The organism is Streptomyces sp. TLI_171, assembly GCF_003610255.1.
GTDB lineage: Bacteria > Actinomycetota > Actinomycetes > Streptomycetales > Streptomycetaceae > Kitasatospora.
This window is the reverse complement of the sequence record NZ_RAPS01000001.1, coordinates 5,820,228-5,845,729: the sequence shown is the minus strand read 5'-3', so window position 1 is coordinate 5,845,729 and position 25,502 is coordinate 5,820,228. Positions and strand designations below refer to the sequence as shown.

Genomic DNA, 25,502 nt, shown 5'->3' with positions numbered 1-25,502 from the left:
GGAGCGCCCGATGCCCGTCCGTCCCGCCCGCCGTCACCTGCTCGGCGGGGCCGCCGCCCTGGGCCTCGCCACCGTCCTGCCCGCCGCCGTCCTGCCCGCCGCCGGGCGGGCGGCCGCCGACGACCTCGACAGCCGCCTGCGCGGGCTGGAGCGGGCGCACGGGGCGCGGCTGGGGGTCTTCGCGCACGACACCGGCAGCGGTGCGACGATCCGGTACCGGGCGGACGAGCGGTTCCCGCTGTGTTCGACGTTCAAGCCGCTGGCGGTCGCCGCCCTGCTGCGGGCCGGGGTCGACCTCGCCGCGACCGTGCGCTACACCGACCGGGACGTCGTCGACTCCGGCCATGCGCCCGTCTGCGGGCTCACCCGCAGCCTGACCGTGGCCGAACTGTGCGCCGCCGCCGTCGAGTTCAGCGACAACACGGCCGCGAACCTGCTGCTGCGGCTGCTCGGCGGGCCGTCGGCCGTCACCCGGTTCTGCCGTTCGATCGGCGATCCGGTCACCCGGCTGGACCGCTGGGAGCCCGCGCTGAACTCCGCCGAGCCCGGCCGCCCCACCGACACCACCACGCCCGCCGCGCTGGGCCGCAGCTACGCCCGCCTGGTCCTGGGCAGCGCCCTCGCCCCGCCGGACCGCGCCCGGCTCACCGCCTGGCTGCTCGGCACCACCACCGGCGCGGCCCGCCTGCGCGCCGGGCTCCCGCCGACCTGGCGGGTGGCCGACAAGACCGGCACCGGCGGGTACGGCACCACCAACGACGCCGCGCTCGCCTGGCCGCCGCACCGCGCGCCGGTCGTCGTCACCGTGCTCGCCACCAAGCCCGACCCGGGCGCCGTCGCGGACGAGCCGCTGCTCGCCGCCGCGGCCGGGTCGGTGGCCGCGGCGCTCGGCTGACCCGGCGTCAGGTGGCTCCGGCGTCAGGCGGCTCCGGCGTCAGGCGGACCCGCGGACCACCAGCCCGGTCGGGATGATCACCGAGGAGGGGGCGGAGGCCGACGGGTCGTTGAGGCGGCGCAGCAGGAGGCGGGTCATCAGGCGGCCCATCTCCTCGATCTCCTGGCGGACCGTGGTCAGCGGCGGCTCCGTCCAGGCCGCGATCGACTCGACGTCGTCGAAGCCGACCACCGCGACGTCCTCCGGGACGCGGCGCCCGGCGGCGCGCAGGACGCGGAGCGCACCGGAGGCCATCGCGTCGGAGGCCGCGAAGACGGCGTCGAGGTCGGGGCGGCGGGCCAACAGCTCCTTCATCGCGCGGATGCCGCCGTCGGCGGTGAAGTCGCCGACGGCGATCAGGTCGCCGTCGCCGTCGGGCAGCTGGTCCCGGTAGCCGTCGAGGCGGTCCACGGAGGAGGTCTGGTCGAGCGGGCCGGTGATGGTGGCGATCCGCGTCCGGCCGAGCGAGCGCAGGTGCTGGACGGCGAGCCGGGCGCCGCCGCGGTTGTCGTTGTCGACGTACACCAGGTCGCGGTCGGACTCGGCGCCGGGCCAGCCGGGGCGGCCGCCGATCACGAAGGGCAGGCCGAGGCGGTGCGCGGTCTGCGGGGTGGGGTCGGAGCGGTGCAGCGAGAAGAGCAGCACGCCGTCGACGTGGCCGCCGGCCAGGTAGCGGCAGATCCGTTCGTGGTCGTTCTCGTCCTCGGCGAGCAGCAGCACCATCTGGTTGTCGGCGGCGGCCAGTTCGCGGCTGATGCCGCGCAGGTGCTGGGCGAAGAACGGGTCGGAGAAGAACCGGGCCTCGGGCTCGGCGACCACCACGCCGATCGCCCGGTTGCGGCGGGTGACCAGGGTGCGGGCGGCCAGGTTGGGGACGTAGCCGAGCTCGTCGACGGCCTGCTGGACCTTCTCGCGCAGCGCGGCCCGGACGCCCGCGCCGCCGTTGACCACCCGCGAGGCGGTGGCCCTGGACACGCCGGCCCGTTCGGCCACCGACTCCAGGGTGGGGCGGGCGCCCGCCTCGGGGCCGCCCCCGCTCCCCGACGGGTGCTCCGCCTGTGCTCCGGCCTCCGCCACTGTGGGCTCCTCTCCGCCGTCCGCACACGCCTGACCGCAGTGGGGGCTGTGTTGTTGTCGATGCTGGGTGTCGAATGCTGGCTCTGTGACCAGGGTAGCGCCCGCAGCACCCGGCTGAGAGCGCTCCCAGAAACCGGTCGGCCCGGTTCAGACGGTGACCACCTGCCGTTCGCCCGCCTCGACCGCGATGCTCAGCCGGTTCCCGGGCGGCGGGAACGGGCAGATGAAGTGGTCGGCGAAGGCGCACGGCGGCAGGAACGCCCGGTTGAGGTCCAGCACGGTGTGCCCGTCGGCGTCCGGCGCGGGCAGCGTGACGAACCGGAACCGGTAGGTCCCCCGTCCGCTGGTGCCGTCCGCGATGACGCCGCTGAGCCGGCCGCCGGAGCCGCTGACGGTCAGCGTGTGCGGCTGCCCGGCCAGGGTGAACGCGATCTGCCCGGTGACGGTCAGCGGCCGGGCCCGGCCGTCCGCGTTCTCCACCACCACGGCCCGCTCGCCGCTCTCGTACGGGGTGAACACGGCGGGCACCGCCCAGTCCGGCGCGTACGGGTACACCGAGATCCCGGCGAACGCGGTCCGAGCCGGGGCGGCGGGGTCGAAGACCCGCAGCGCGAGTTCGCCCTCGCGCTCGATCGGGACCAGCCGCAACTGGTCGACGACGGCGATCTGCGCGCCCGGGTCGGTGTCCGGCCGCAACTCCACCCGGCCGGTCAACTCCTGCTGCCCGCCCTCGAGTCGGACGCCGTCGACGGCGACCAGCTCGGCGCAGACCAGGCCGTCCTCGGCCCACCAGCGGCCCGGCAGGCCGGGGAGTTTCCCCGGTTCGGACTCCAGCCAGTGGGTGCCGGTCAGCGCCAGCGGCCCGTGCGGGGCGCTGACGGCGGCGCTCCGGGACTCCGTCCAGCGCTGCCACGCCTCGGCTGCGGTGTCGGTCATCGGACTGCCTCCCAAGTCGGTCGTGCCATCGGGGACTGGTGGCGCCCGGTGCCCGACCGGACGTCACCTGCGGTTCAGGGCCCGGCCAGGGGCCGGAACAGACCCTCCTGCATCACGGAGACCACCAACTGCCCGCTGCGGTCGTAGATTTCGCCGCGGGCCAGGCCGCGGGCACCGTGCGCGATCGGTGACTCCTGCTGGTACAGCAGCCAGTCGTCTGCCCGGAACGGGCGGTGGAACCACATCGCGTGGTCCAGCGAGGCCAGGTCGAAGTTCCGTTCGCCCCACAGCGGTTCGACGGGGGCGCGGACGGCGTCCAGCAGCGTCATGTCGCTGGCGTAGGTGAGCGCGCAGACGTGGATCAGCGGGTCGTCGGGCAGCGCGCCGTTGGTCCTCAGCCACACCCCGCTGCGCGCCTCGACGCCGTCCAGCTCCTCCCGGGTCCACTTCAGCCGGTCCACGTAGCGGATGTCGAAGGGCTGGCGACGGCTGATGAACGGCGGCAGCTCGCCGAGCCGGGCGCCGACCTCGTCCAGCGCGCTCGGCAGGTCCTCCGGGGCGGACACCTGCGGCATCGGGAACTGGTGCTCGATGCCGGACGGTTCGGGCTTGTGGAAGTCCGCGGTCAGCGCGAAGATCGACCGCCCGCCCTGGATGCCCAGCACCCGGCGGGTGGTGAAGGAGCGTCCGTCCCGGATCCGGTCGACCTGGTAGACGATCGGCACGCCCGGGACGCCGGGGCGCAGGAAGTACGCGTGCAGCGAGTGCACCGGCCGGTCCTCGTCCACCGTCCGGCCCGCCGCGACCAGCGCCTGGCCCGCCACCTGCCCGCCGAAGGTGCGCTGCAGCGCCTCCTCCGGGCTGCGGCCGCGGAAGATGTTCAGCTCGATCCGCTCCAGGTCGAGCAGGTCGACGAGCTGGTCGACGGGGGTTCCCATGTATCGCTCCCTCTCCTGGCGGCCGGGCGGGCAGGGGTGTGCCGCCGAACGCCTTCTCCGTCCAGCACAAGTCTCCGCGCCGACCGGGCATTCCCGCCCTCCGGCACGCTGACCGCCGCCCGGCTACCGGCTCCGGTCCAGGCCGGACTGCCGCACGGTGATGTTCAGCCGTCCGACCAGTCCCAGGTCCGGGTCGGCGGTGCCCGGCAGGGTCCGCACCACGCCGTGGTACGCGAAGCGCAGCTCGCCGCCGAACACCAGCAGGTCGCCGCTGCGCAGCTCCAGGTCCGTCCACGGCCTGGTCCTGGTCGCGGTGTTGCCCAGCCGGAACACGCAGCTGTCGCCCAGCGACAGCGACACCACCGGGGCGTCCACCCGCTCCTCGCGGTCCCGGTGCAGGCCCATCTTCGCGCCGTGCGGGTAGTGGTTGACCAGCGCGACGTCCGGCGCGTAGCCGGCCGCGCCCGCGATCTCCCCGGCCCGCTCCCCGTACGCCTCCGCGACCGCCCGCCGGGCCAGCCCGTCCAGCAGCGGCGGGAACGGCTTCACCGGCGCGCCGTCGCCGTCCACCACGGTGCGCGCGTAGCCGTACGGGTACCAGTGCCAGCCCAGGCACACCGTCCGCACCGACATCACCCCGCCGGTCGGCAGGGTCACCGTCCGCATCCCCGCCGGCGGACGCGCCCACTCCCGGCACGCCGCCACCAACTCCCGCTGCTGCTCCGCGTCCAGCCACCCCGGCAGCAGCACCGCCCCGGGCCCCGGCTCCTCCCGCCCGCGTCCGAACAGCTCCCCCGCGAACACCCCGCTGCCGCTCATCCCTCCATGCTCGCATCCCGGCGGGGGCCTGCCGGCGTCCCGACCGCCGCCCACCCACCCCGCTGTGTCCCGGATCGCGCGCCTCCCGGCCCGACACCACCCGGCCTCGTTCCCGGCCGGCTCCGTCTCCCACGTGCGGCCTTCGGCGTCCCGGCGGACCCTGGGGAGGGGGCGTGTTGCCGTCCGGGCGGAGGAGGCGCGATGCAAGCGCTGGAGTTCCGAGTGGTGGACCTTCCCGAGGCCTCGCTGCACAAGGCCGCGGTACTGGTGCTGGGGCAGCACCGGGCGGTGCTGGTCGGTGCGGGGCTGCGGCTCTCGGACGGGCGGCGGCTGGCGCGGGAGGTCCGGACGTCGGGGCGGCGGCTGACCGCCGTGCTGGCGGTCCACTCCGCGCCGGACTGCTGGCTGGCGGCGGAGGTGCTGCGCGACGAGTTCCCCGAGGCCCGGTTCCTGGCGCCCGCGCAGGTCCTCGACCGGATCGGGCGCGACTACCCGGTGGTGCACACCGCCTGGGCCGGCCTCGGGCCGGAACTCCCCACCCGGCTGGTCGCGTTCGAGCCGCTGGAGGGTGACGCCGTCGAACTGGAGGACCACCGGCTGGAGCTGCGCGGCGCGTCCCTCGGCCTGCCCGACCACCACTACCTGTGGGAGCACCGCAGCCGCACCCTGCTCGGCGGGCCGCTGCTGTGGCTGAACGTCCATCCGTGGATCGCCGACACCCCGACCGCGGCGCAGCGCGAGGCGTGGATCGGCCTGCTCGACGAGATGGCCGCGCTGGAACCGGAGCGCGCCGTCGCCGGCCACCGGTTCCTGACCACGCCCGCCGCCGACCACACCCCCGACCCGGTCGCCTGGACCGGCGACTACCTGCGCGCCTTCGAGACCGAACTCGGCAAGCCCGCCGGAGCGGACGAGGTCGAGGCGGCCCTGCTGCGCCGGTACCCGGCCGCCGCGCTGCCGGCCGTGGTCCGGCCCGGTGTGGCGGCCGCCCGGATGGAACCGGCGCACGCCTGAGGCGAACTGACGGACCGTCCGCCCTACCGCGCTGTACCTACTGGTATGTACAGTGCTGCCCCGTGAACACCCCGAACACCCCGAGAACCCCGAACGCGGCGAGCACCGCCGACCGGCTGGTCGAGAGCACCCGCGAACTCCTCTGGGAGCGCGGCTACACCGGCACCAGCCCCCGGGCCATCCAGCAGCGCGCGGGAGCCGGCCAGGGCAGCATGTACCACCACTTCGCGGGCAAGCCCGAACTCGCCCTCGCCGCGATCACCCGCACCGCGGACGAGCTGGGCGCCCGCGCCGACGGCCTGCTCACCGGCCCCGGCACCCCGCTCGACCGGATCACCGCGTACCTGCGCCGCGAACGCGACGTGCTGCGCGGCTGCCCGATCGGACGGCTCACCCAGGACCCGGACGTGATGGCCGACCCGGCGCTGCGGGCCCCCGTCGAGCAGACCCTCGGCCGCCTGCGCGAGCGCCTCGCGGAGGTGCTCGCCGAGGGCCGGGAGGCCGGCGAGCTCCCGCCGTCCGTCGATCCGCACGACACCGCCGCCACCGTCCTGGCCGTGCTCCAGGGCGGCTACGTGCTGGCCCGCGCCGCCGGCGACCCCGCCCCGTTCGACCGGGCGATCACCGGCGTGCTGGCCCTGCTCGGCCGGCCGCCCGCCTGACCGTCCCCTCCCCCCGACCCGAGAGGCACCCGCCGTGCACGCGAAGCAGTACGCGATCACCCTGCCCGCCGACTACGACCTGGACGTCATCCGCCGCCGGATCGCGGCCGGTGCGCCGCTGCTGGACGACCGGGCGGGGCTCGGGTTCAAGGCGTGGCTGCTGCGGGAACGCGGCGCGGACGGCTCGCCCGTCAACGAGTACGCGCCGCTCTACGTGTGGCGCTCGGACGGGGAGCTGGCCCGGTTCCTGGTGGGCGGCGGCGGGTTCGCCAACATCGTCCGCGACTTCGGCCGGCCGGCCGTCCAGCACTGGACCGTCCTCGCCCAGTTCGGCGGCCCGGCCCGCACCGCCGGGTCCCCGGTCGCCACCGCGACCCGGCGGCTGACCACCGTCCCCACCGACCCCGACCCGCTCGCGCTCGCCGCGCACGTGGAGGCCGAGGCGGAGCAGCTGCGCGAGCTGTCCCGGCGGCCGGGCGTGCACACCGCCGTGCTGGCGCTCGACCCGAGCCGGTGGGAGCTGCTCCGGTTCGTGCTCTGGGCGGCCGAGCCCGAGGCGGACACCGGCGGGGCGGTCTACCGGGTGCCGCACCTGTCCGCGCCCGGGCTGGCCGGCCTTCCCGAGGGCCGCGCCTGGTGACGCCCGGCGGCCGCTACGGCAGCAGGCCGATCTCCCGGGCGCAGCCGCCCCACGCCTGCCAGCCCTGGCGGCGCAGGATCTCCTCGGCGACGGTGACCTGCTGCGCCCGGCTCGCCCGGTCGGGCCGGTCCGCGTAGCGCAGGCCGCCGGACTCCCGCCAGGTGGGCGGCCAGATCTGGAGTCCGCCGTAGTAGCCGTTGCCGGTGTCGGCCTGCCAGTCGCCGTCGCTCTCGCAGTCCGCGAGGCGGTCCCACACCACGTCGGGGGTGGGCTGGCGGGTGAGGGCGAGCGCGCCGCCCGCGGGGAGCAGCAGGGCCAGCGCGATCAGTCCCCGGCCGTACAGAGGTATCCGCATCCTCCGACGCTACGCACGGCGGCCGCCCGGCCACCCTCCGGAGACCCCCGGCCGGGTGGCGGTGTAACGGCGGAAGCCGCCACCCCGGGTGCGGGGTGGCGGCTTCACGCCGACAGGGTGGGGATCAGTGGGTGATCCCCGGGGGAAGCGGGGCTTCCGAGGGGTGACCGGGAGGTCAGACGGACAGGACCTGGCCGGGGTAGATCAGGTCCGGGTTGCCGCCGACGACACCGGTGTTGTTGTTGTACAGCGCGTGCCAGTCGACGCCGAGGCCGGCGGCGATCTTGGACAGGGTGTCGCCGGACTTCACGGTGTAGGTGTCGCCGGACTTGGCGGTGTTGGTGGCCGCGGCGGACTTGTTCTTCCAGGTCTGCTTCGGGGCGTCCTGCTTGGCCGAGGAGGTGGTCTCCTGGGCGGCGGCCTTGGGGGCCTGGGCGCGGGTCTCGGAGCGGGAGGCCTTGGCGGAGTTGTCCGAGGCGGCGGTGTTCGACTTCGCGGAGGACGAGGTCGAGGAGGAGCTGCTGGAGCTGGAGGAGGTGTCGACCTGGGCCGGCACGCCGCCCGCGGTCAGACCGGCCTTGACCGAGCACACCGGCCAGGCGCCGGGGCCCTGGGAGGCCAGCACCTTCTCGGCGACGGCGATCTGCTGCGCCTTGGTGGCCAGGTTGGCCTGCGGGGCGTAGGCGGTGCCGCCGAAGGCGGCCCAGGTGGAGGAGGTGAACTGCAGACCGCCGTAGAAGCCGTTGCCGGTGTTGATCGACCAGTTGCCGGTCGACTCGCACATCGCGACCTTGTCCCAGGTGGAGACGTCGGCGGCGGAGGCCGAGGTGGCCGTGACGAGGCCGGCCACCGGGACGGCGAGCAGGGCGCCGCCGACGACGGCCGCGCGGACGCGGTTGCGCTTGGGGGCGGTGGTGGCAGCGGCGGTCTCGTTACGGAAGATCATGAGATTCCTCTCGACGTTCCCGGGATGGGCAGGCGGAACCAGGCCCCAGCGGGGCCCTGTTCGCTCGCCAAGTCCGGTGGGCGACCGGGCACGTGTCGGACGTGCCGCTGTCGCCCCGGCCACCTGTCCGCATCCCCGGCGGCGGCTGGCTGCCGTCGCGCCGTGGGCGCTCGGTCCGCGGTCCGGGGTGAGCCGGGGCGGTCCGTGCGTCGGGGGTGAACCCGGGAGGTGCTCGATGCACCGGCCACGAACCTACGATTCGGCTCCCGGGTCGCCAAACAGTTTCGGGTTCTGCCAGGTCACGTTGCCGTTACCGCGGGTATCGATCAAGCAAAAGAAGCTTTGATGTCCGTTTCATCCGCTTTTTCCAAGATCAAACCATATGGGAATATGACCCCGGTCACAGTTTGTCCGGTGTGAGGTCGGGCACAGCGTCGACAGATTGTGATTCTCGGTGCACACAGCGCAGTCATAAGCCGTTCAAAACCCGTCGTCCGGACGCCCACCCGTGACCCCAGCCACAACCTCCCGTTGGTAAAGGCGGTCGGCGCGCCCCGCGCCGCGCACCCGGGAGGTCCCGCCCGGGCGCACCAGAGAACGTCAGGGCGAACGAGGAGTCTTAGTGCCGCGCATGCTTGAGGTGAGCGAGGACGTACGCGCCGAGATCGGCGACGACGAGGCCGAGAGCCTGCTGGCGGGCGCCCACGCCCCGGACTCGTACGACTGCACCTCCTGCCGACAACCGGGCGACTCGCTCCGCGAGCCCACCAGCACCGTGCTGTTCGTCGGCGACGAGACGGCGGTGCTGGCGTTCGCGCACGCCCGCTGCATCCCGTCCCAGGTGGTGCCGGTGGACGAGCAGCAGCTGCGCGGCGCCGTCGAGTCGATCAACCAGGGCGCCGACGGCGCCCCGGAGGCCGCGGCCGCCCCGCCCGTCCCGGAGCAGGTCGTGCCGGAGCAGGTCGCCCGGGTGACCGTCCCGGAACCGATCACCGCCCCGCCGGCCGCCCAGCCCGGGCAGTCGCAGCCCGCGGTGCTCGGCGTGACCTGCGGCATCGTGCTGTGCGGCGACACCCAGCACGCCGCGCTGGTGGTCGAGCCCACCGGGCCGGTCGGCCGCCCCGGCAGCGCGGCCGGCGAGGACGAGTTCCTGTCGCTGCTGACCGAGCACGGCTTCCAGCTGGTCCAGGACGTCAACCAGGCCCCCGTCCGGCCGCGGGCCGGCTGGTCGGTGCTGATGGCGATGGGCCAGTTGCACGCGATCCTGCAGCCCTCCGCGGCCGGCGGCTCGGCCGCCTGGTGGCAGGCCCACCAGCCGTTGCAGGTCACCCCGGGCTGGCGGGCGGCGGCGGCCCGCAAGTCCGAGGTGATCATGTACGCGGTGCCGGCCGGCACCATCGGCCGCCAGCCCCGCGAGGACCTGCTGCGCCTCGCCATGGACCGGGCCGCCGCCCGCGGACTGCTCGCCGCCGGCATGCTGCCGCTGGCCGGCACCTGAGCGGGGCGCACCGATGACCGACCCGGTGAACGACCCGGCCACCGCCGATTCTCCTGACAGCACGTCAACAACAGCCTTCCGGACGGCCGTTGACCAGGAGCCGGACGACGGACTCGACATAGGACAGCGGGCCGCGCCCCCGCATCCCAAGCCGGTCTCGCTCGTTGGCTCCTACGTGTACAGCTACGACCTCGCCTCCCCCGGCCGTCCGCCCGCCCCCACGACCCCCGCCGGTGCCGGCCGGTCGATCCCGAACATGCGCCCGTCCTACGACGCGGAGCACCCGGTGTCGGCCACGCCGATCTACGACTCGCTGTACTCCGAGTACCGGCGGCTGTTCCGCGCGCTGCCCGGCGACCGCTCCGGCGAGGAGGGGATGCGGTTCACCGGCTTCGCGGTCCGCGACCCGCAGCCGCGCGAGGCCGAGCGGCGCGAGGCGCCGGCGTACCCGCAGCACCAGGCGTTCGAGACGTACGCCGGGCAGGGCTCGGGCGCCCCGCAGTTCATGCCCGCGCAGGCCAACGGCCAGGGCTGGGTGGCGTCCGGCTACCTCGGCCCGGCGCCGCAGCCCGCCGCGGGCGCCACCTCGGGCGGCCGGCACCGCTCGGTGCTGTCCCTGCCGCCGGGGCGGGACGCCTGAACGGCCCCGCCCCGACATGCCGGTGGGCCGTGGACGGATCCGTCCACGGCCCACCGGCGCTCGTTCGCCCGTTACTTCCGCTTGCGCTTTTCGCGGACCCGGACCGAGATCGAGATCGGGGTGCCCTCGAAGCCGAACTCCTCGCGCAGCCGGCGCTCGATGAACCGGCGGTAGCCGGCCTCCAGGAAGCCCGACGCGAACAGCACGAACCGCGGCGGACGGGTGCCCGCCTGGGTGCCGAACAGGACGCGCGGCTGCTTGCCGCCGCGGATCGGGTGCGGGTGCGAGGCGACCAGCTCGCCGAGGAACGCGTTCAGCCGGGCCGTCGTGATCCGGGTCTCCCAGCCCGCCAGCGCGGTCTCGATCGCCGGGACGAGCTTCTCCATGTGCCGCCCGGTCTTCGCCGAGACGTTCACCCGCGGCGCCCACTGGACCTGCACCAGGTCCCGCTCGATCTCGCGCTCCAGGTAGTACCGGCGCTCCTCGTCGAGCTGGTCCCACTTGTTGTAGGCGATGACCACGGCGCGACCGGCCTCGACGGCCATCGAGATGATCCGGGTGTCCTGCTCGGCGAGGGTCTCGCTGGCGTCGACCAGGACCACCGCGACCTCGGCCTTGTCCAGCGCGGCGGAGGTCCGCAGCGAGGCGTAGAAGTCCGCGCCGGAGGTCAGGTGGACCCGGCGGCGGATACCGGCGGTGTCGATGAACTTCCAGGTCTTGCCGCCCAGCTGGATCAGCTCGTCGACCGGGTCGCGGGTGGTGCCGGCCAGCTCGTTGACCACCACCCGGTCCTCGCCCGCGACCTTGTTCAGCAGGCTGGACTTGCCGACGTTCGGGCGGCCGATCAGCGCGACCCGGCGCGGGCCGCCGATCCCCTGGCCGTCGCCGAACAGCTGCGGCGGGGCCTCCGGCAGCACCTCGAGCACCGCGTCCAGCAGGTCGCCGGAGCCGCGGCCGTGCAGCGCGGACACCGGGTACGGCTCGCCCAGGCCCAGCGACCACAGGTACGCGGCCTCCGCCTCGGTGGACGGGCCGTCGACCTTGTTCGCGCACAGCACCACGGGCTTGCCGGACCGGCGGATCAGCTTGACCAGCGCGTCGTCGGTGTCGGTGGCGCCGACCGTGGCGTCCACCACGAACAGCACGGCGTCGGACTGCTCGATGCCCAGCTCGGCCTGCCCGGCGACCATCGCGTCGAGGCCCAGGACGTCGATCTCCCAGCCACCGGTGTCCAGCACCTTGAACCGGCGGCCGGCCCACATCGCCTCGTAGCTGACCCGGTCCCGGGTCACCCCCGGACGGTCCTCGACGACCGCCTCGCGGCGGCCGATGATGCGGTTGACCAGGGTGGACTTGCCGACGTTCGGGCGGCCCACGATGGCCAGCACCGGCAGCGGGCCGTGCCCCTCCAGGTCGGCGTCCACCTCGTCGGCGTCGAAGCCCTCCTCGGCGGCCAGCGCCATGAACTCGGCGTACTCGTCCTCGCCGAGCTCGCCGTGGGCGGTCGTGTCGTTGCTCATCTGCGGTATTCCATTTCCCGGCCCGGCCCTTCCCAGGGGCGTGCCGTGCGTACCTGCCCTGCGGGCAGCGCGAACCGCGCGGATCTCGCGCGGTCGGAGCGTTGTTGTTCGATCGAGGGTGCCGGTCAGGCGGCGCTGACGCCGGCCTTCTGCTCGACCAGGGCGGTGATGGTGTCGATCACCTGGTCGAGGGTGAGCTCGCTGGTGTCCACCAGCACCGCGTCGGCGGCCTGGGTGAGCGGCGCGGTCTCCCGCGAGGAATCGGCGGCGTCCCGGCGGGCCAGGTCGGCGGCCATCGCGGTGATCGTCGCCTCGTCCACGCCCTTCGCCCGCAGCTCGGCGGCCCGGCGCTCGGCGCGGGCCCGCTCCGACGCGGTCAGGAACACCTTCACGGTCGCGACCGGGAACACCACCGTGCCCATGTCCCGGCCCTCGGCGACGATGCCGCGCTCGGCGTGCGAGGCGCAGCCGCGCTGCAGCTCCACCAGCCGGGCCCGCACCGCCGGAACGGCGGCCACCGCGCTCACCTTGGCGGTCACCTCCGGCCCGCGGATCGGGCCGGACACGTCCTGCCCGTCCACCGTTATGGTCGGCCCCGCCGCGTCCGTCCCGGACACGATCACCGGCTTGCCGCAGGCGATCGACACCGCCTCCGCGTCGTCGACGTCCACCTCGTTGGCGAGCATCCACCAGGTCATCGCCCGGTACATCGCGCCGGTGTCCAGGAAGCTCAGCCCCAGCCGCGCAGCCACGGCCCGCGACACGGTCGACTTCCCGGACCCCGAAGGTCCGTCGATGGCGACGACGACCGGGCCGCTCGACGCTCGGTCGACACTGTCCACGGGGCGAACCTCTCTCTCACAACACAAGAACTCACCTCAAGGTTAATGGACAGCCGCCCCCGACCCGGCCCCGCGCAGCGGACGTCAGTCGCGGACGCCCCAGCCGCGGTCGCGGAGGCCGGCGACGAGGGCGCGGACGACGGCCGGGGCCACCGCGAGGTGGACGTGGCCGACCTGCTGGCCGGTGGAGTGTTCGATGGTGACGTCCTCGATGTTGACGCCGAGGGCGCCGACCTCGCCGAAGAGGCGGCCGAGCTCGCCGGGCTGGTCGCCGAGGACGACGGTGACGGTCTCGTAGCGGGTGGGCGGCGCGCCGTGCTTGCCGGGGATCCGGGCCTGCCCGGTGTTGCCGCGGCGCATGACGGCCTCGATGCCGGCCGCGCCGGCCCGGCGCTCGGCCTCGTCGGCGGCCTGCAGGGCCCGCAGCGCGGTGACGGTGTCGGCGAGGTCGGCGGCGAGGTCGTCGAGGACGTCGGCGACCACGCCCGCGTTGGCGGAGAGGATGTCGATCCACATCGCGGGGTTGGAGGCGGCGATCCGGGTGACGTCGCGCACACCCTGTCCGGAGAGCCGCACGGCGGTCTCCTCGGCGTGTTCGAGGCGGGCCGCGACCAGCGAGGAGAGCAGTTGCGGGGCGTGCGAGACCAGCGCCACGGCCCGGTCGTGGTCGGCGGCGTCCATGACGATCGGCATGGCCCCGCACAGGGCGACGAGTTCGAGGGCGGCGTTGAGCGTCTCGGTGTCGGTGTCGGGGGTGGGGGTGAGCACCCAGGGCCGGCCTTCGAAGAGGTCGGCGGTCGCGGCGAGCGGGCCGGAGCGTTCGCGGCCGGCCATGGGGTGCGAGCCGATGTAGCGGACGGTGTCGAGGCCGAGCGCGGTGATCTCGCTGCGCGGGCCGGCCTTGACGCTGGCCACGTCGGTGTAGCAGCGGGCCAGGCCGCGGCGCTGGCAGTCCGCCAGGACCTTGCCGACCAGCGCGGGCGGGACGGCGATGACCGCCAGGTCGACCGGCCCGTCGGGTTGTTCGGTGGTGCCGGCGCCGAGCGAGGCGGCCGTGCGGGCGGCGTCCTGGTCGGCGTCCTCCAGGTAGACGCTCAGGCCCCGGCGGGTGAGGGCGAGAGCGGCGGAGGTGCCGATCAGTCCGGTGCCGATGACGGCGGCTGTACGCATGGCGGGTTCTCGTCTCCGGGGTGGACGGGCGCTGGTCGCTCCATCCTCTCGCACGGCCGAGCGGGGACGCATTCCGCCCCGGTGCGGTGCTTCGGCCGACGCGCAGCGGAAATCCGGGTGCCGTGACGGGGGTTGGGTGCAGACTGGGCGCCCGGGTCCGGGCGGCGGATCGTGGCGGAGGGGGCGAGGGTGGCGGGGAAACAGGCGGTGTGGGAGTCGGCGCTGGAGTCGGTGGTGGTGCACGCGGTGGGCGCGGTGTGCCGGCGCCGGGCGTCGGGGGTGGTGCCGGCGGACGGCCGGGTGCGGGTGGCGGGGCTGCCGCGGCTGGCGGCGGCGGGGTCGCTGCGGGTGCGGGTGCTGGCGGGCGGGGCGCGGGTCGCGGAGGCCCGGCTGGAGCCGCTGGAGCTGGTCCGCACCGCGGAGGAGAAGCCGTCCTGGGAACGGGAGTTGGCGCGGCTCGGCGAGGAGCGCGACCGCCTGGTGGAGCGTCAGCAGCGGTTGGACGCGCGGATCGGCGAGGTCGCGGGTCTGCGCCCGGTGCCGCCGCAGCGCCGCCGGGAGGACGGGCACCGGCGGGCGCCGGCGGACGCGGTGCTGGCGCTGGCGGAGTTCGTGGACGCCCGGCTGGCGGTGCTGCAGGAGCGGTCGGTGGAGCTGGCGCAGCAGGTGCGGGAGGCGGAGCACGCCTTCGACGTGGCGGTGGCGCGGGCGGAGCGGCGGTCGAGTGCCGAGCAGGCGGGCGGGGTGGAGTCCTCGGCGCAGGCGGTGCTGACGGTGCGCGGCGAGGGCCCGGTGGAGCTGGAGGTGGAGTACGCGGTGCCGGGCGCGGTGTGGGTGCCGACGTACCGGCTGGCGCACCGCCGGGGCGAGCGGTCGGCCCACCTGGTGCTGCGGGCGTCGGTGGCGCAGCGGACGGGCGAGGACTGGTCGGGGGTGCGCCTGGCGCTGTCGACGGCGGACCTGGCCCGGCCGGGCGGTCTGCCGAAGCTGGCCTCGTTGCGGATCGGGCGGCGGCAGGAGCCGCCGGCGCCGTCGGGGTGGCGGGCGCAGCCGGCCGGCCTGGACGAGCTGTTCGGGGGGTGGCAGGACGCGCAGCGGGCCCGGCCGGAGCCGCCGCGCGCGGTGGCGGTGGCGGGTGTGCTGGGCGGTGCGGCTCCGGCGCCCAAGCGGGCCCGCTCGGCGCCGCGGCCGGGGGGTGCGCCGGCCGGGCCGGGTTTCGCGCCGCAGGCTCCGCAGGCGCCGGGTGGTCCGCCGACGCTGGCGGGCCTGGCGCTGCCGGTCGCGCCGCCGATGATGGCTCCGCCGCCGATGCCCGCGCCGATGGCGCCGATGGCGTCACGGGCGGCGTACGGCGGCGCGCCGCCGGAGGGTTTCGGAGCGGCGCCGGACCTGGCCGCCCCGGCCGGGGAGCCCGCCGGTCCGCTCCCGTCGGACGATCAGCTGGACTATCCGGGGCTGGTGCTGGCGGGCCCGGAGGAGGACTCGTTCCGGCGCGGCCGGCTGTTCCCGGGGGCGGGCCGCCCGGCCGCGGCGGGTGCGCTGCACGGCGCGGAGGCGGTGGGCCGGTTGCCGCTGCCGCAGTTCGCGGCGCGGCCGCGGGAGTCGGCGGGGTCGTTCGACCACCGGTACGACGCGGCGGCCCCGGCGGAGATCCCCTCGGACGGGGTGTGGCACACGGTGGCGGTGGCGGAGCTGCCGGTGGGCGTGGAGACGCGCTACGTGTGTGTGCCGTCGGTCGAGGAGGCGGTGTACGCGGTGCTGGAGCTGGCGAACGGGACGGCGCACGCGCTGCTGGCCGGGCCGGTGGAGGTGTCGGTGGACGGCGACTTCCTGCTGACGGCGGCGCTGCCGACGCTGGCGCCTGGCGGGGTCCGCGAGTTGGGCCTGGGCCGGTCGGAGGAGGTGCGGGTGGCGCGGCACAGCGAGGTGCGGGAGTCGACGTCGGGGGTGTTGAACTCGACGACGGTGCTGGACCACGGCGTGCGCGTCGAGCTGGTGAACCGGCTGCCGCACGAGGCGTCGGTCGAGGTCCGGGAGCGGGTGCCGGTGTCGGGCGACCCGGACGTGCGGATCGAGGAGCGGCCGGGCTGGTCGCGGCCCGAGGAGCCGTCGGCGCAGCTGCCGTCCTCGGCCCGGATCCGCCGGGTGGTGGTGCCGCCGGGTGGTTCGGCGGAGTTGACCGGGGGTTATGTGATCCGTATCCCGGCCGGCAAGGCCGTGGTCGGCGGGAACCGGAGGAGCTGAGCGTGAACGACGAGACTTTCCCCCTGCCGGTCACCGCGGTCACCTGTCTGGAGGACCGGGCACAGGTGGAGCGGACCGCGGCGGTGGAGCTGGCGGCGGGCGTGCACCGGCTGCGGCTGGGCCCGGTGTCGGCACTGGCGGTGGACCGTTCGCTGCATGCCGCGCTGCTGGACGAGGACGGTGCGCCGGCCGCGGCCGGCAAGGTGCTGGACGTGCGCCTGGTGCGGTCCTGGCGCCCGCCGGCGCCGGTCCCGCCCGGTCCGGACGATTCGGCGCTGCGCCGCCGGGTGCACGAGCTGGAGCGGGACCACCTGGCGGAGCAGCGCCGCCAGGAGCGGCTGCAGGCCCGGCTGGCGCTGCTGGGGCAGCTGGCGGCGGACCTGCTGCGGGAGATCGGCGAGGGCGCGGCCCTCGGCGAGCTGGAGCAGGCCAGGTGGACCCGCGAGCTGGACCGGGTGGACGCCGAACGGGAGTCGTACGGCGAGCAGCTGCGGGCCTCCCGGCTGCGCTCGGTGGAGCTGGCGGCGGACCTGGCGGCCGCGGAGGAGGCGCTGGCCCGGGCCGAGGAGGAGCCGGCCGAGCTGCTGGCGTTCGTCGAGCTGTCGGTGGAGTGCGCCGCGCCGGGCCGTTTCCTGGCCCGGGTGGGGCATCTGACGGCGTGTGCGCTGTGGCGTCCGGCGTACCGGGCGGAGCTGGTGGGCGGGGCGCTGCGGCTGGAGACCGGGGCGGTGGTGTGGCAGCGCACCGGCGAGGACTGGTCGGGGGTGCGGCTGACGCTCTCCACGGCGCGGTCCGCACTGGCGGGCGAGCCGCCGGCGCTGGCCGAGGACCGGCTGGTGCTGCGCGAGCGGTCCGCGCAGGAGAAGAAGACCGTCGAGGTGGAGCTGCGCGAGCAGGCGATCGCCGAGGCGGGCCCGCTGGAGCCGGGCCTGCCGGGGGTGGACGACGGCGGCGAGGTGCGGGTGCTGCGCGCGGACGGCCCGGTGTCGGTGCCGTCGGACGGGCGGGCGCACCGGGTGCCGGTGAGCGTGTTCGAGACGCCGGCGCGCAGCGAGTTCGCGGCGGCGCCGGAGCTGTCGGACGCGGTGACGGAGGTGGTGTCGTTCCGCAACGCCTCGGGGCACGCACTGCTGGCGGGCCCGGTGGACCTGGTCCGGGGTTCGGGCCATGTCGGCCGGGGCGCGCTGGAGTTCGCGGCGGCGGGAGCGCCGGTGCGGCTGGCGTTCGGCTCCGCGGACGGGCTGCGGGTGGTGCGGGACGCGGAGGAGCGCCGGGAGGGCGCGGGCCTGGGCGGTCAGCGCACCCTGGTGACGCGGACGGTGCGGCTGCACCTGTCGCGGTTCTCCGCGCCGGGCGACGTGGCGGAGCGGGTGGTGACGGTCCGGGAGCGGATCCCGGTGTCGGAGGTGTCGGCGGTGGAGGTGCGGCTGCGCAAGGAGCGCTGCTCGCCGCCGCCGGAGGAGCTGGACGCCGAGGGCATCGCCCGCTGGGAGGTGCCGCTGCCGCCGGGCGGCCGGCGGACGCTGACGCTGGTGTACGAGATCGCGGCGACGGCGAAGGTCGCGGGCCTGTGAACCGCCCCTTCGGCGCACCGGCTCCGGTACAAAAGGAGGCATGATCTACCACCTCGCTCCGCTGGACGACTGGCTGCGCGACCCGGGCCGGCCGTACACCGCCGCCTCGCTGCTGACCGACGGCTTCCTGCACTGCTCGCCGGACGAGGCCACGGTGCTGGCGGTGGCCAACCTGTTCTTCCGGGACACCCCGGATCCGCTGATGGCGCTGCTGATCGAGGAGCGGCTGGTGGAGCCGATGGTGAAGTGGGAGGCGGCGACCGGCGGTCCGCCGCCGGGCGTCGCGGACGGCGTGCTGTTCCCGCACGTCTACGGGCGGCTGAACCGCACGGCCGTGGTGGGCCTGGAGCGGCTGCAGCGCGGCCAGGACGGGCGCTGGTCCGCCCTGCTGCCCTGGAGCTGACGGGGGCCCGCAGGGGCCGTTGACGGCCCGTCAGGGCCCGTCGGAGCGGCCCCTCGGTCGGAGTCCGGTCGGCCGGTCAGAGCCAGCCGCGCTCGCGGGCCGCCATCCCGGCCTGGAACCGGGTGGTGGCCCCGAGCTCGCGCATCAGGCCCTGCAGGCGGCGCTGGGTGGTGCGGGCGCTCCAGCCCAGCGAGCGGGCGATCGACTCGTCGGTGAGCCCGGCCGCGAGCAGGCCGAGCAGTTTCAGGTGGTCGGAGTCGGGACCGGGGCCCTCGCCGTCGCCGAGCACCGTCTGCAGCGGCACGGCGCGCTCCCACTCAGCCTCGAACAGCGCGTCCAGGGCCTGCAGCAGCGCGGACGGGTGGATGACGTAGGCGGCGTCCAGCACGCTGTCGCCGACGCTGATCGGGATGATCGCCATCTTGTCGTCGGCCATCATCATCTTCATCGGCAGCACCGGCCGGACCCGGGCCTCCTCGCCGTCCTCGACGCCGGTGAGGATCTCCTGCTCCAGCCGTCCGGGCCAGGCGATCGCCTCCTTGTCGAAGACGGTGCGGATCCGCACCCCGGCCTTGAGCTTGGCCCGCTGCCGGGGCTGCTGGACGGTCGGGTCCTGCACGTACGGCGGGCAGTCGAAGCCGCGGATCTGGTACTGGCTGGTCTCGATCAGGTGCTCCAGGCGCTGGGCGATGGCCTCGCCCCCGGTGAGCACCTCCACGGAGTGCGCCGGATCGGTGTACCGCGACGCCTCCCGGAAGGCGTCCATCAGCCGGTGCATCTCGGCGCGGGCGGAGCGCAGCTCGGCCTCGCGGTGGCCGATCAGGGTGCCGATCGCGACGTCGGGGGCGACCGACAGGTAGCGCTCCCGGTCGACCGGGGCGCGGGTGGCCATGCCCTGGTCGGCGAGCCGGTCCAGGGCCGCGCGGCACTGCTCCAGGGTCAGGCCGCAGTGCTCGGCGAGCTCCTGCGCGGTCGACTGCGGTGCGACGACCAGTGCGGCGTACACCTGGCCGTCGGGACGGCCGAGGCCCAGCACTGCGAATGCGTCGAGCATGGTGGTGGTTCCTTCCCCCGCCGCCCGGTGGCCTGACGCGGTGGCGCACTTCCGCCACGCGCCGGGGCGAACTTCGGTGGCAATCTTCTGCCACCGGGCCGGACGATAGCAAGGCCGTGCGGTGCGCCTCACATGTCAAGACCCGGCAAAGTGCCGGTACGAACACGCCGAGAGCCCGTCCGCCGGTGCGGACGGGCCCTCGGCGGCCGGTGCTACAGGCCGACCTCGCGCATCAGGGTGCCGACCTCGGGGTTGGTCAGGCGGCGCAGCCAGCCGGACTTCTGGTCGCCCAGCGAGATCGGGCCGAACGCGGTGCGGACCAGCTTGTCGACCGGGAATCCGACCTCGGCGAGCAGGCGGCGCACGATGTGCTTGCGGCCCTCGTGCAGGGTCACCTCGACCAGGTAGTTCTTGCCGAGGTTGGAGACCACCTTGAAGCTGTCGGCGCGGGCCCAGCCGTCCTCCAGCTCCACGCCCTTGGCGAGGGTCTTGCCGAGGTCGCGCGGCAGCGGGCCCTGGATGGCCGCCAGGTACGTCTTGGTGACGCCGTACCGGGGGTGGGTGAGGCGGTGCGCCAGCTCGCCGTGGTTGGTGAGCAGGATGATGCCCTCGGTCTCGGTGTCCAGGCGGCCGACGTGGAACAGCCGGGTCTCCCGGTTGGTCACGTAGTCGCCGAGGCACTGCCGGCCCTCGGGGTCCTCCATGGTGGAGACCACGCCGGCCGGCTTGTTGAGCGCGAAGAACAGGTACGACTGGGTGGCGACGGTCAGGCCGTCGACCTTGATCTCGTCGTTCATCGGGTCGACCCGGCGGCCCTGCTCCAGCACCGGCTGGCCGTTGACCTCGACCCGGCCCTGCGCGATCAGCTCCTCGCAGGCCCGGCGGCTGCCCATGCCGGCCCGCGCCAGCACCTTCTGCAGGCGCTCGCCGTCCTCGCCGACCTCCTTGCCGGGGCCCTCGTGGCGGGCGAGCACCCGGTCCTCGATCCGGCCCTGCAGCTCCCGGGAGCGCTGCGGCTGGCGCCGCGGGTCGCCGGGCGCGCCCTGCCCGTCCCGGCGCGGCCGGGGGGCCGGCGCCGGCTTGCGGGTGCCGTACGCGCCGCGGCCGGGCGTCGCGTTCGGGCCGCCGCCGAACTCGGGACGGTCGTACTTGCGCTCCTCCGGGCGCAGCGGACGGTCCGGGAAGCGGCGCTCCTCGCGCCGCTCGCCGCCACCGCTGCCGCCGCGCTGCCCGCCGTACGAGCCGCCCGATCCCGACCCGCCGCGGCTGCCGCCGCCGCTGCCGCCGTACGAGCCCGAGCCGCCGCGCGAGGACTGCCCGCCGCGGCTGCCGCCGCTGCCGCCGCCGTAGGACGACGATCCGCCCCGGCCCCCGCCCTGCTGACCGCCTCGGCCGCCCTGTCCGCCCCGGCCCTGGCCGCCGCTGTTCCTGCCGTTGCCACCACTGCTACGCATCAAAATGTCCGTACGTCGTTTTCCGTCTGGTCGGCCTGGTTCGGCCTCGGCCCCTCCTGTGCGGCGGCGACCGCCTGCGCGATCATCATGCCCTCCAGGGACTCCGCTTCCACGTCGTCGACCTCGGGCAGGAAGGGCGCGAGCTCCGGCAGCTCGTCCAGGCCGCGCAGCCCCATCCGTTCCAGGAAGTAGTTCGTCGTCCGATACAGGATCGCTCCGGTTTCGGGCTCGGTGCCGGCTTCTTCGACCAGTCCTCGCTGTACCAGGGTACGCATCACGCCGTCGCAGTTCACACCACGGACCGCGGAAACCCGCCCGCGCGACACCGGCTGCCGGTACGCGACCACCGCCAGCGTCTCCAGCGCCGCCTGCGTCAACCTGGCCTGTTGTCCGTCCAGCACGAACCGGTCGACCGCCGCGGAGCACTCCGCGCGGCTGTAGAAACGCCAGCCGCCGGCCACCAGCCGCAGCTCGAAACCGCGCCCCTGGGCGGTGTATTCGGCCGCCAACTGGCGCAGGACGAGCGCCACTTCGTCTTTCGGCCACTCCAGCACGTGGGCCAGGTGGGCTTCCGCGACCGGTTCGTCGGCCACCATCAGCACCGACTCCAGGGCGGCCCGCAGCGGCACCCCGAACGGGCCCTCGGGCTCGTCCGGTTGCTCCGGTTCGGCGTCGGGCAGCGCGAGGACGCGCTCCACCGGCTCGGGGCGCTCCTCGTCCTCCGGGTACGCCGATTCCTGCCACTCGTGCGGCCGGGGCGCCCCGGGCAGGCCGAGCGACCGGCGCGGCTGCCGTTCCGTCATCGCGTTCCGCCTTCCTCGCCGCCGCCCGCCGGGCGGTCGAACTCGTCGGTCACCTCGACCGTCCGATCGGTCTCGGCGACCCAGCGCACCAGCAGCTCCTCCAGGGCCTGCGGCTGCTCGAACGCCAGCGCCTTCTCGCGGTACAGCTCCAGCAGCGCCAGGAACCTGGCCACTACCACCAGGGTGTTCTCGGCGTCCGCGACCAGCCGTCCGAACGTCGCCTCGCCGAGCGCGCTCAGCCGCTCGACGACCAGCGCGGCCTGCTCCCGCACGCTCACCGGCGGCATGTGGATGTGGTCGACGTACACCGCGGGCTTCGGCTTCGGCGCGAACGCCTTCGCGGCGAGCTGCGCGAACCGCTCCGGCCCGATCGACAGCACCACCTCGGGCAGCAGCTGCGCGTGGTGCGGCTCCAGTCCCACCGTCCGCGGCCGGCGCAGCGACTCCGCCGCCCACCGCTCCGCGAACAGGTTCGCCACCTGCTTGTACGCCCGGTACTGCAGCAGTCGCGCGAACAGCAGGTCGCGCGCCTCCAGCAGCGCCAGATCCTCCTCGTCCTCGACCTCCGCGGCCGGCAGCAGCCGGGCCGCCTTCAGGTCCAGCAGCGTCGCCGCCACCACCAGGAACTCGGTGGCCGCGTCCAGGTCCCACTCCGGTCCCATCGCCCGGATGTGCGCGACGAACTCGTCCGTGACCTTGGACAGCGCCACCTCGGTGACGTCCAGCTTGTGCTTGGCGATCAGTCCGAGCAGCAGGTCGAACGGCCCCTCGAAGTTCTCCAACCGGACCTGGAACGCCATAACGTCCCATTGTGGCAGACCGGGGGTCAGCGCCCGCGGAGCCGCCGCACCAGGATCGAGGCCTCGCCGCGCTGCTCCAGGTCGGCCAGGACGACCGAGATCGCCTCGCGGACCACCCGGCCGCGGTCGACGGCCAGGCCGTGTTCGCCGCGCAGCACCAGGCGGGCGTGTTCCAGGTCCATCAGTTCCTCGGCGGACACGTACACGGTGATCTTCTCGTCGTGCCGTTCCCGCCCGGACGGGCGGCGGGCCCGTCCGCGTCCCCGCACCGTGGCCGGGGCCGCCCGTCTGGCTGCCTCTGCGGGGTCCTCCGCGCGCCCCGCAGCGGCCGCCGGGGCGGCTTCCGGCCTGGCGGCCGGGACGTCGGCGGTGCGGGCGGGCGCGGGCGCCTCGCCCGCCTTGGGCGGCTCCTGCCCCGCCGGGCTGTTCGGGGAGCCGTTGCCGTTGCGCGCGAGCGAGGGCGACAGGGCCATTCCGCCGGTTGCCCGGAACAGTTCGTCGGCCCCCGGGAGGCTCACTCGGCGGGGCGGCACCGGTCGAGCACCTCCCTGGCCAGCTGGCGGTAGGCGGCCGCGCCGACCGAGTTGGTGGCGTACGTGGTGATCGGCTCGCCGGCGACCGTGGTCTCCGGGAACCTGACGGTCCGTCCGATGACGGTGTGGAAGACGTGCTCGCCGAACGCCTCGACGACCCGGGCGAGGACCTCGCGCGAGTGCACCGTGCGGGAGTCGTACATGGTGGCGAGGATGCCGTCCAGGCGCAGGTCGGGGTTGAGCCGCTCGCAGACCTTCTCGATGGTCTCGGTGAGCAGCGCGACGCCGCGCAGCGCGAAGAACTCGCACTCCAGCGGCACGATGACGCTGTGAGCGGCCGTCAGGGCATTGACCGTCAGCAGGCCCAGCGAGGGCTGGCAGTCGATGATGACGTAGTCGTAGTCGGGCAGCAGCGGCTTGAGCGCGCGGGCCAGCGCCGACTCGCGGGCGACCTCGCTGACCAGCTGCACCTCGGCGGCCGACAGGTCGATGTTGGACGGCAGCAGGTCCATGCCGGGGATGGCGGTCTTCAGCAGGACCTCATCGGCCGTCAGGCCCCGCTCCATCAGCAGGTTGTAGACGGTGACGTCGAGTTCCATCGGGTTGACGCCGAGGCCGACCGAGAGCGCGCCCTGCGGGTCGAAGTCCACCAGCAGCACCCGGCGGCCGTACTCGGCGAGCGCCGCGCCCAGGTTGATGGTGGAGGTGGTCTTGCCGACGCCGCCCTTCTGGTTGCACATCGCGATGATCTGCGCGGGGCCGTGCTCGGCGAGCGGCGCGGGGATCGGGAAGTACGGCAGCGGGCGGCCGGTCGGTCCGACCCGCTCGCGGCGCTGGCGGGCCGCGTCGGGGGCCAGGGTGGCGGCGTACTCCGGGTCGGGCTCGTACTCGGCGTCCGGGTCGTCGTAGGGCCCGTAGCCGAGCTCGTTGTAGGCCAGTCCGTAGGCCGCGAAGTCGGCGTCGTAGTCGGTGGCGGCTGCCGCCGCGCTCTGGCGGGCCTCGAAGGTGCGGACCGCGACCGAGCCGACCTCCTGCGCGCCCACCGTGGCCTGCCGGGCTTCCTCGTTCGGCTGCCCGGCGGAGAGCTCCGCCAGTCCTGGCTGACCACCCCCGGGAGCAAATGTCGACTCATTCACAAGTCGTCTTACCTCCTTGGACGTCCAGGACTCTATGTCGATTCGTCAGCGTGGCAGCATGCCAACGGTTTGCGACTCTAGGCCGTTTCGGGCATTCGCAGCAACACAATCCACGGTAGTGGGCCGCATGTGTCGGCCTGTCACCCACCCCGTGTCAAGAGATGACCCTAACGTTTCCGCGCGGGCGACGGGCCATGAGGGCCCGTCAGGTGTCCTTGTCGACAGAGCGGGTGACAAACCGCATCGGAATTGACCGCCCGTGGACACCGCCCCGTCGTCCTCGCTTCTCCCCCGTACCCGCGCAGGGCATGCCGAAGCCCCCGGCGCGACGCGGAACGACGGCCGGGGGCGACAGCACGTGAGGGGGTGTCAGGCGAGCACGCTCTCCAGGGAGACCGACTCCAGGCCGAACGCCTCGGCGACCGCCGGGAAGGTGATCTGGCCCTCGTGCACGTTCAGACCCTTGGCGAGCGCGGCGTCGCGGCGCAGCGCCTCCTTCCACCCGCGGTTCGCCAGCTCCACCACGTACGGCAGGGTGGCGTTGGTGAGCGCGTAGGTGGAGGTGTTCGGGACGGCGCCCGGCATGTTGGCCACGCAGTAGAAGACCGAGTTGTGGACCTCGAAGGTCGGCTCGGCGTGCGTGGTCGGGTGCGAGTCCTCGAAGCAGCCGCCCTGGTCGATGGCGATGTCGACGAGCACGGAGCCCGGCTTCATCCGGGAGACCAGCTCGTTGGTGACCAGCTTGGGGGCCTTGGCGCCCGGGATCAGCACGGCGCCGATCACCAGGTCGGCCTCGATCACGGCCTTCTCCAGCTCGAAGGAGTTGGAGACGATCGCCTTGATCTTGTTGCCGAAGATCTTGTCGGCCTCGCGCAGCTTGTTGATGTCGCGGTCCAGCAGGGTCACGTCGTAGCCCATGCCGATGGCGATGGTGGCCGCGTGCCAGCCGGAGACGCCGCCGCCGATGACGACCGCCTTCGCCGGGTGGGTGCCGGGCACGCCGCCGGGCAGCACGCCGCGGCCGCCGGCCGGACGCATCAGGTGGTAGGAGCCGACCTGCGGGGCCAGCCGGCCCGCGACCTCGGACATCGGGGCGAGCAGCGGCAGCGCGCCGTTGGGCAGCTGCACCGTCTCGTACGCGATGGCGGTGGTGCCCGAGGCGACCAGCGCGTCGGTGCCGGCCCGGTCGGCGGCCAGGTGCAGGTAGGTGAAGAGGGTCTGGCCCTTGCGCAGGCGGTGGTACTCCTGCGCGATGGGCTCCTTCACCTTGAGGATCATGTCGGCCGCGGCCCACACCTCGTCGGCGGTGGGGAGGATCGTCGCACCGGCGGCGACGTACTCCTCGTTGGGGATCGAGGAGCCGAGACCGGCGTTGTCCTCGATGACGACCTCATGTCCGTTGCGGACCAGCTCATGCACGCCGGCGGGCGTGATGGCCACGCGGTACTCGTGGTTCTTGACCTCGCGGGGGATGCCGACCTTCACGGCTAACACGTCCTCTTGCCATGGG

The 25,502-nt window shown here is 74.6% G+C and carries 25 protein-coding genes; 9 read left to right on the top strand and 16 right to left on the bottom strand.

Annotated elements, in window-relative coordinates:
• The first annotated feature begins 10 nt into the window (after positions 1-10).
• Positions 11-895, top strand: a complete 885-nt coding sequence (gene bla / locus BX266_RS26325) for a class A beta-lactamase (protein WP_099903740.1) — start codon at positions 11-13, stop codon at positions 893-895.
• A 39-nt stretch (positions 896-934) separates the two neighbouring features.
• Here bla and BX266_RS26320 read toward each other — a convergent pair whose 3' ends face one another.
• From BX266_RS26320 to BX266_RS26305, 4 genes are all read right to left on the bottom strand, one after another.
• Positions 935-2,011, bottom strand: a complete 1,077-nt coding sequence (locus tag BX266_RS26320; RefSeq protein ID WP_399170494.1) for a LacI family DNA-binding transcriptional regulator — start codon at positions 2,009-2,011, stop codon at positions 935-937.
• Between the two features lie 147 nt (positions 2,012-2,158).
• Positions 2,159-2,947, bottom strand: a complete 789-nt coding sequence (locus tag BX266_RS26315) for a DUF1684 domain-containing protein (RefSeq protein ID WP_099903738.1) — start codon at positions 2,945-2,947, stop codon at positions 2,159-2,161.
• Between the two features lie 74 nt (positions 2,948-3,021).
• Positions 3,022-3,885 (bottom strand): acyl-CoA thioesterase II, encoded by an 864-nt coding sequence (locus BX266_RS26310; RefSeq protein WP_099903736.1) that lies wholly within the window; start codon positions 3,883-3,885, stop codon positions 3,022-3,024.
• 123 nt (positions 3,886-4,008) lie between these two features.
• A complete protein-coding gene (locus BX266_RS26305) occupies positions 4,009-4,704 on the bottom strand; it encodes an alpha-ketoglutarate-dependent dioxygenase AlkB (RefSeq protein ID WP_099903734.1) in 696 nt (231 codons plus the stop codon).
• 201 nt (positions 4,705-4,905) lie between these two features.
• On the opposite strand from BX266_RS26305, the gene BX266_RS26300 reads away from it, so the two are divergent.
• The 3 genes from BX266_RS26300 (at position 4,906) to BX266_RS26290 (ending at position 7,020) form a co-directional block, all read left to right on the top strand.
• Positions 4,906-5,718, top strand: coding sequence for an MBL fold metallo-hydrolase (locus BX266_RS26300; RefSeq protein WP_099903732.1), 813 nt, complete (start codon positions 4,906-4,908; stop codon positions 5,716-5,718).
• 62 nt (positions 5,719-5,780) lie between these two features.
• Positions 5,781-6,380 carry a TetR/AcrR family transcriptional regulator gene (locus tag BX266_RS26295; RefSeq protein ID WP_099903730.1) on the top strand — a complete coding sequence of 200 codons (600 nt, stop codon included), beginning with the start codon at positions 5,781-5,783 and terminating at the stop codon, positions 6,378-6,380.
• Between the two features lie 34 nt (positions 6,381-6,414).
• A complete protein-coding gene (locus BX266_RS26290; RefSeq protein ID WP_099903728.1) occupies positions 6,415-7,020 on the top strand; it encodes a DUF4865 family protein in 606 nt (201 codons plus the stop codon).
• Between the two features lie 13 nt (positions 7,021-7,033).
• Here BX266_RS26290 and BX266_RS26285 read toward each other — a convergent pair whose 3' ends face one another.
• Both BX266_RS26285 and BX266_RS26280 read right to left on the bottom strand, forming a co-directional pair.
• Positions 7,034-7,375 (bottom strand): transglycosylase family protein, encoded by a 342-nt coding sequence (locus tag BX266_RS26285; RefSeq protein ID WP_099903726.1) that lies wholly within the window; start codon positions 7,373-7,375, stop codon positions 7,034-7,036.
• Positions 7,376-7,550: 175 nt separating this feature from the next.
• A complete protein-coding gene (locus tag BX266_RS26280) occupies positions 7,551-8,321 on the bottom strand; it encodes a transglycosylase family protein (RefSeq protein WP_099903724.1) in 771 nt (256 codons plus the stop codon).
• A 631-nt stretch (positions 8,322-8,952) separates the two neighbouring features.
• Here BX266_RS26280 and BX266_RS26275 point away from each other — a divergent pair.
• Both BX266_RS26275 and BX266_RS26270 read left to right on the top strand, forming a co-directional pair.
• Positions 8,953-9,819 carry a hypothetical protein gene (locus BX266_RS26275; protein WP_180290848.1) on the top strand — a complete coding sequence of 289 codons (867 nt, stop codon included), beginning with the start codon at positions 8,953-8,955 and terminating at the stop codon, positions 9,817-9,819.
• 13 nt (positions 9,820-9,832) lie between these two features.
• Positions 9,833-10,459: a hypothetical protein gene (locus BX266_RS26270; RefSeq protein ID WP_143686993.1), complete on the top strand. Its 627-nt coding sequence runs from the start codon at positions 9,833-9,835 to the stop codon at positions 10,457-10,459.
• A 71-nt stretch (positions 10,460-10,530) separates the two neighbouring features.
• On the opposite strand, the gene der is transcribed toward BX266_RS26270, so the two are convergent.
• From der to BX266_RS26255, 3 genes are all read right to left on the bottom strand, one after another.
• Positions 10,531-11,979 carry a ribosome biogenesis GTPase Der gene (gene der / locus BX266_RS26265; protein ID WP_099903718.1) on the bottom strand — a complete coding sequence of 483 codons (1,449 nt, stop codon included), beginning with the start codon at positions 11,977-11,979 and terminating at the stop codon, positions 10,531-10,533.
• 125 nt (positions 11,980-12,104) lie between these two features.
• Positions 12,105-12,821 carry a (d)CMP kinase gene (cmk, locus tag BX266_RS26260; RefSeq protein ID WP_099903716.1) on the bottom strand — a complete coding sequence of 239 codons (717 nt, stop codon included), beginning with the start codon at positions 12,819-12,821 and terminating at the stop codon, positions 12,105-12,107.
• A gap of 84 nt (positions 12,822-12,905) precedes the next feature.
• Positions 12,906-13,991, bottom strand: a complete 1,086-nt coding sequence (locus BX266_RS26255) for a prephenate dehydrogenase (RefSeq protein ID WP_099903714.1) — start codon at positions 13,989-13,991, stop codon at positions 12,906-12,908.
• Between the two features lie 189 nt (positions 13,992-14,180).
• On the opposite strand from BX266_RS26255, the gene BX266_RS26250 reads away from it, so the two are divergent.
• Genes BX266_RS26250 through BX266_RS26240 form a run of 3 tightly spaced genes read left to right on the top strand, consistent with a single transcriptional unit; the run spans position 14,181 to position 18,212 of the window.
• Entirely contained in the window at positions 14,181-16,235 is a 2,055-nt protein-coding gene (locus BX266_RS26250; RefSeq protein WP_259464855.1) for a DUF4139 domain-containing protein, read from the top strand.
• Positions 16,232-17,809 carry a mucoidy inhibitor MuiA family protein gene (locus tag BX266_RS26245; protein WP_099908330.1) on the top strand — a complete coding sequence of 526 codons (1,578 nt, stop codon included), beginning with the start codon at positions 16,232-16,234 and terminating at the stop codon, positions 17,807-17,809. The genes BX266_RS26250 and BX266_RS26245 overlap by 4 nt, the downstream gene beginning before the upstream one ends.
• Positions 17,810-17,849: 40 nt before the next feature.
• A complete protein-coding gene (locus BX266_RS26240; protein ID WP_099903712.1) occupies positions 17,850-18,212 on the top strand; it encodes a DUF952 domain-containing protein in 363 nt (120 codons plus the stop codon).
• Between the two features lie 76 nt (positions 18,213-18,288).
• Here the strand turns inward: BX266_RS26240 and BX266_RS26235 are convergent, their stop codons facing one another.
• The 7 genes from BX266_RS26235 to ald all read right to left on the bottom strand — a co-directional run bounded on the left by BX266_RS26235 (position 18,289) and on the right by ald (position 25,477).
• The gene (locus tag BX266_RS26235; protein ID WP_099903710.1) at positions 18,289-19,266 is read right to left on the bottom strand and encodes a helix-turn-helix domain-containing protein; all 978 of its coding nucleotides are present in this window, start codon (positions 19,264-19,266) and stop codon (positions 18,289-18,291) included.
• A 212-nt stretch (positions 19,267-19,478) separates the two neighbouring features.
• On the bottom strand, positions 19,479-20,720 hold the full coding sequence (locus BX266_RS26230; protein WP_099903708.1) for a pseudouridine synthase: 1,242 nt from the start codon (positions 20,718-20,720) through the stop codon (positions 19,479-19,481).
• A complete protein-coding gene (gene scpB / locus BX266_RS26225; protein WP_259465152.1) occupies positions 20,720-21,316 on the bottom strand; it encodes an SMC-Scp complex subunit ScpB in 597 nt (198 codons plus the stop codon). Before scpB ends, BX266_RS26230 begins: the two co-directional genes overlap by 1 nt.
• Before the next feature lie 203 nt (positions 21,317-21,519).
• A complete protein-coding gene (locus BX266_RS26220) occupies positions 21,520-22,323 on the bottom strand; it encodes a ScpA family protein (protein WP_099903704.1) in 804 nt (267 codons plus the stop codon).
• A 26-nt stretch (positions 22,324-22,349) separates the two neighbouring features.
• A complete protein-coding gene (locus BX266_RS26215) occupies positions 22,350-22,796 on the bottom strand; it encodes a hypothetical protein (protein WP_099908328.1) in 447 nt (148 codons plus the stop codon).
• Positions 22,797-22,837: 41 nt separating this feature from the next.
• Positions 22,838-23,899, bottom strand: coding sequence for a ParA family protein (locus tag BX266_RS26210; RefSeq protein WP_380276494.1), 1,062 nt, complete (start codon positions 23,897-23,899; stop codon positions 22,838-22,840).
• 462 nt (positions 23,900-24,361) lie between these two features.
• Positions 24,362-25,477 (bottom strand): alanine dehydrogenase, encoded by a 1,116-nt coding sequence (gene ald, locus BX266_RS26205; protein WP_099903702.1) that lies wholly within the window; start codon positions 25,475-25,477, stop codon positions 24,362-24,364.
• Positions 25,478-25,502: the final 25 nt, after the last annotated feature.

Coding starts and splice junctions, on each gene's coding strand:
- BX266_RS26300 (WP_099903732.1), top strand. CDS start 4,906: ATGCAAGCGCTGGAGTTCCGAGTGGTGGACCTTCCCGAGGCCTCGCTG.
- BX266_RS26305 (WP_099903734.1), bottom strand. CDS start 4,704: ATGAGCGGCAGCGGGGTGTTCGCGGGGGAGCTGTTCGGACGCGGGCGG.
- BX266_RS26220 (WP_099903704.1), bottom strand. CDS start 22,323: ATGGCGTTCCAGGTCCGGTTGGAGAACTTCGAGGGGCCGTTCGACCTG.
- BX266_RS26275 (WP_180290848.1), top strand. CDS start 8,953: ATGCTTGAGGTGAGCGAGGACGTACGCGCCGAGATCGGCGACGACGAG.
- BX266_RS26315 (WP_099903738.1), bottom strand. CDS start 2,947: ATGACCGACACCGCAGCCGAGGCGTGGCAGCGCTGGACGGAGTCCCGG.
- BX266_RS26215 (WP_099908328.1), bottom strand. CDS start 22,796: ATGGCCCTGTCGCCCTCGCTCGCGCGCAACGGCAACGGCTCCCCGAAC.
- BX266_RS26280 (WP_099903724.1), bottom strand. CDS start 8,321: ATGATCTTCCGTAACGAGACCGCCGCTGCCACCACCGCCCCCAAGCGC.
- BX266_RS26285 (WP_099903726.1), bottom strand. CDS start 7,375: ATGCGGATACCTCTGTACGGCCGGGGACTGATCGCGCTGGCCCTGCTG.
- der (WP_099903718.1), bottom strand. CDS start 11,979: ATGAGCAACGACACGACCGCCCACGGCGAGCTCGGCGAGGACGAGTAC.
- BX266_RS26270 (WP_143686993.1), top strand. CDS start 9,833: ATGACCGACCCGGTGAACGACCCGGCCACCGCCGATTCTCCTGACAGC.
- BX266_RS26240 (WP_099903712.1), top strand. CDS start 17,850: ATGATCTACCACCTCGCTCCGCTGGACGACTGGCTGCGCGACCCGGGC.
- BX266_RS26310 (WP_099903736.1), bottom strand. CDS start 3,885: ATGGGAACCCCCGTCGACCAGCTCGTCGACCTGCTCGACCTGGAGCGG.
- BX266_RS26255 (WP_099903714.1), bottom strand. CDS start 13,991: ATGCGTACAGCCGCCGTCATCGGCACCGGACTGATCGGCACCTCCGCC.
- bla (WP_099903740.1), top strand. CDS start 11: ATGCCCGTCCGTCCCGCCCGCCGTCACCTGCTCGGCGGGGCCGCCGCC.
- BX266_RS26235 (WP_099903710.1), bottom strand. CDS start 19,266: ATGCTCGACGCATTCGCAGTGCTGGGCCTCGGCCGTCCCGACGGCCAG.
- BX266_RS26230 (WP_099903708.1), bottom strand. CDS start 20,720: ATGCGTAGCAGTGGTGGCAACGGCAGGAACAGCGGCGGCCAGGGCCGG.
- scpB (WP_259465152.1), bottom strand. CDS start 21,316: ATGGTGGCCGACGAACCGGTCGCGGAAGCCCACCTGGCCCACGTGCTG.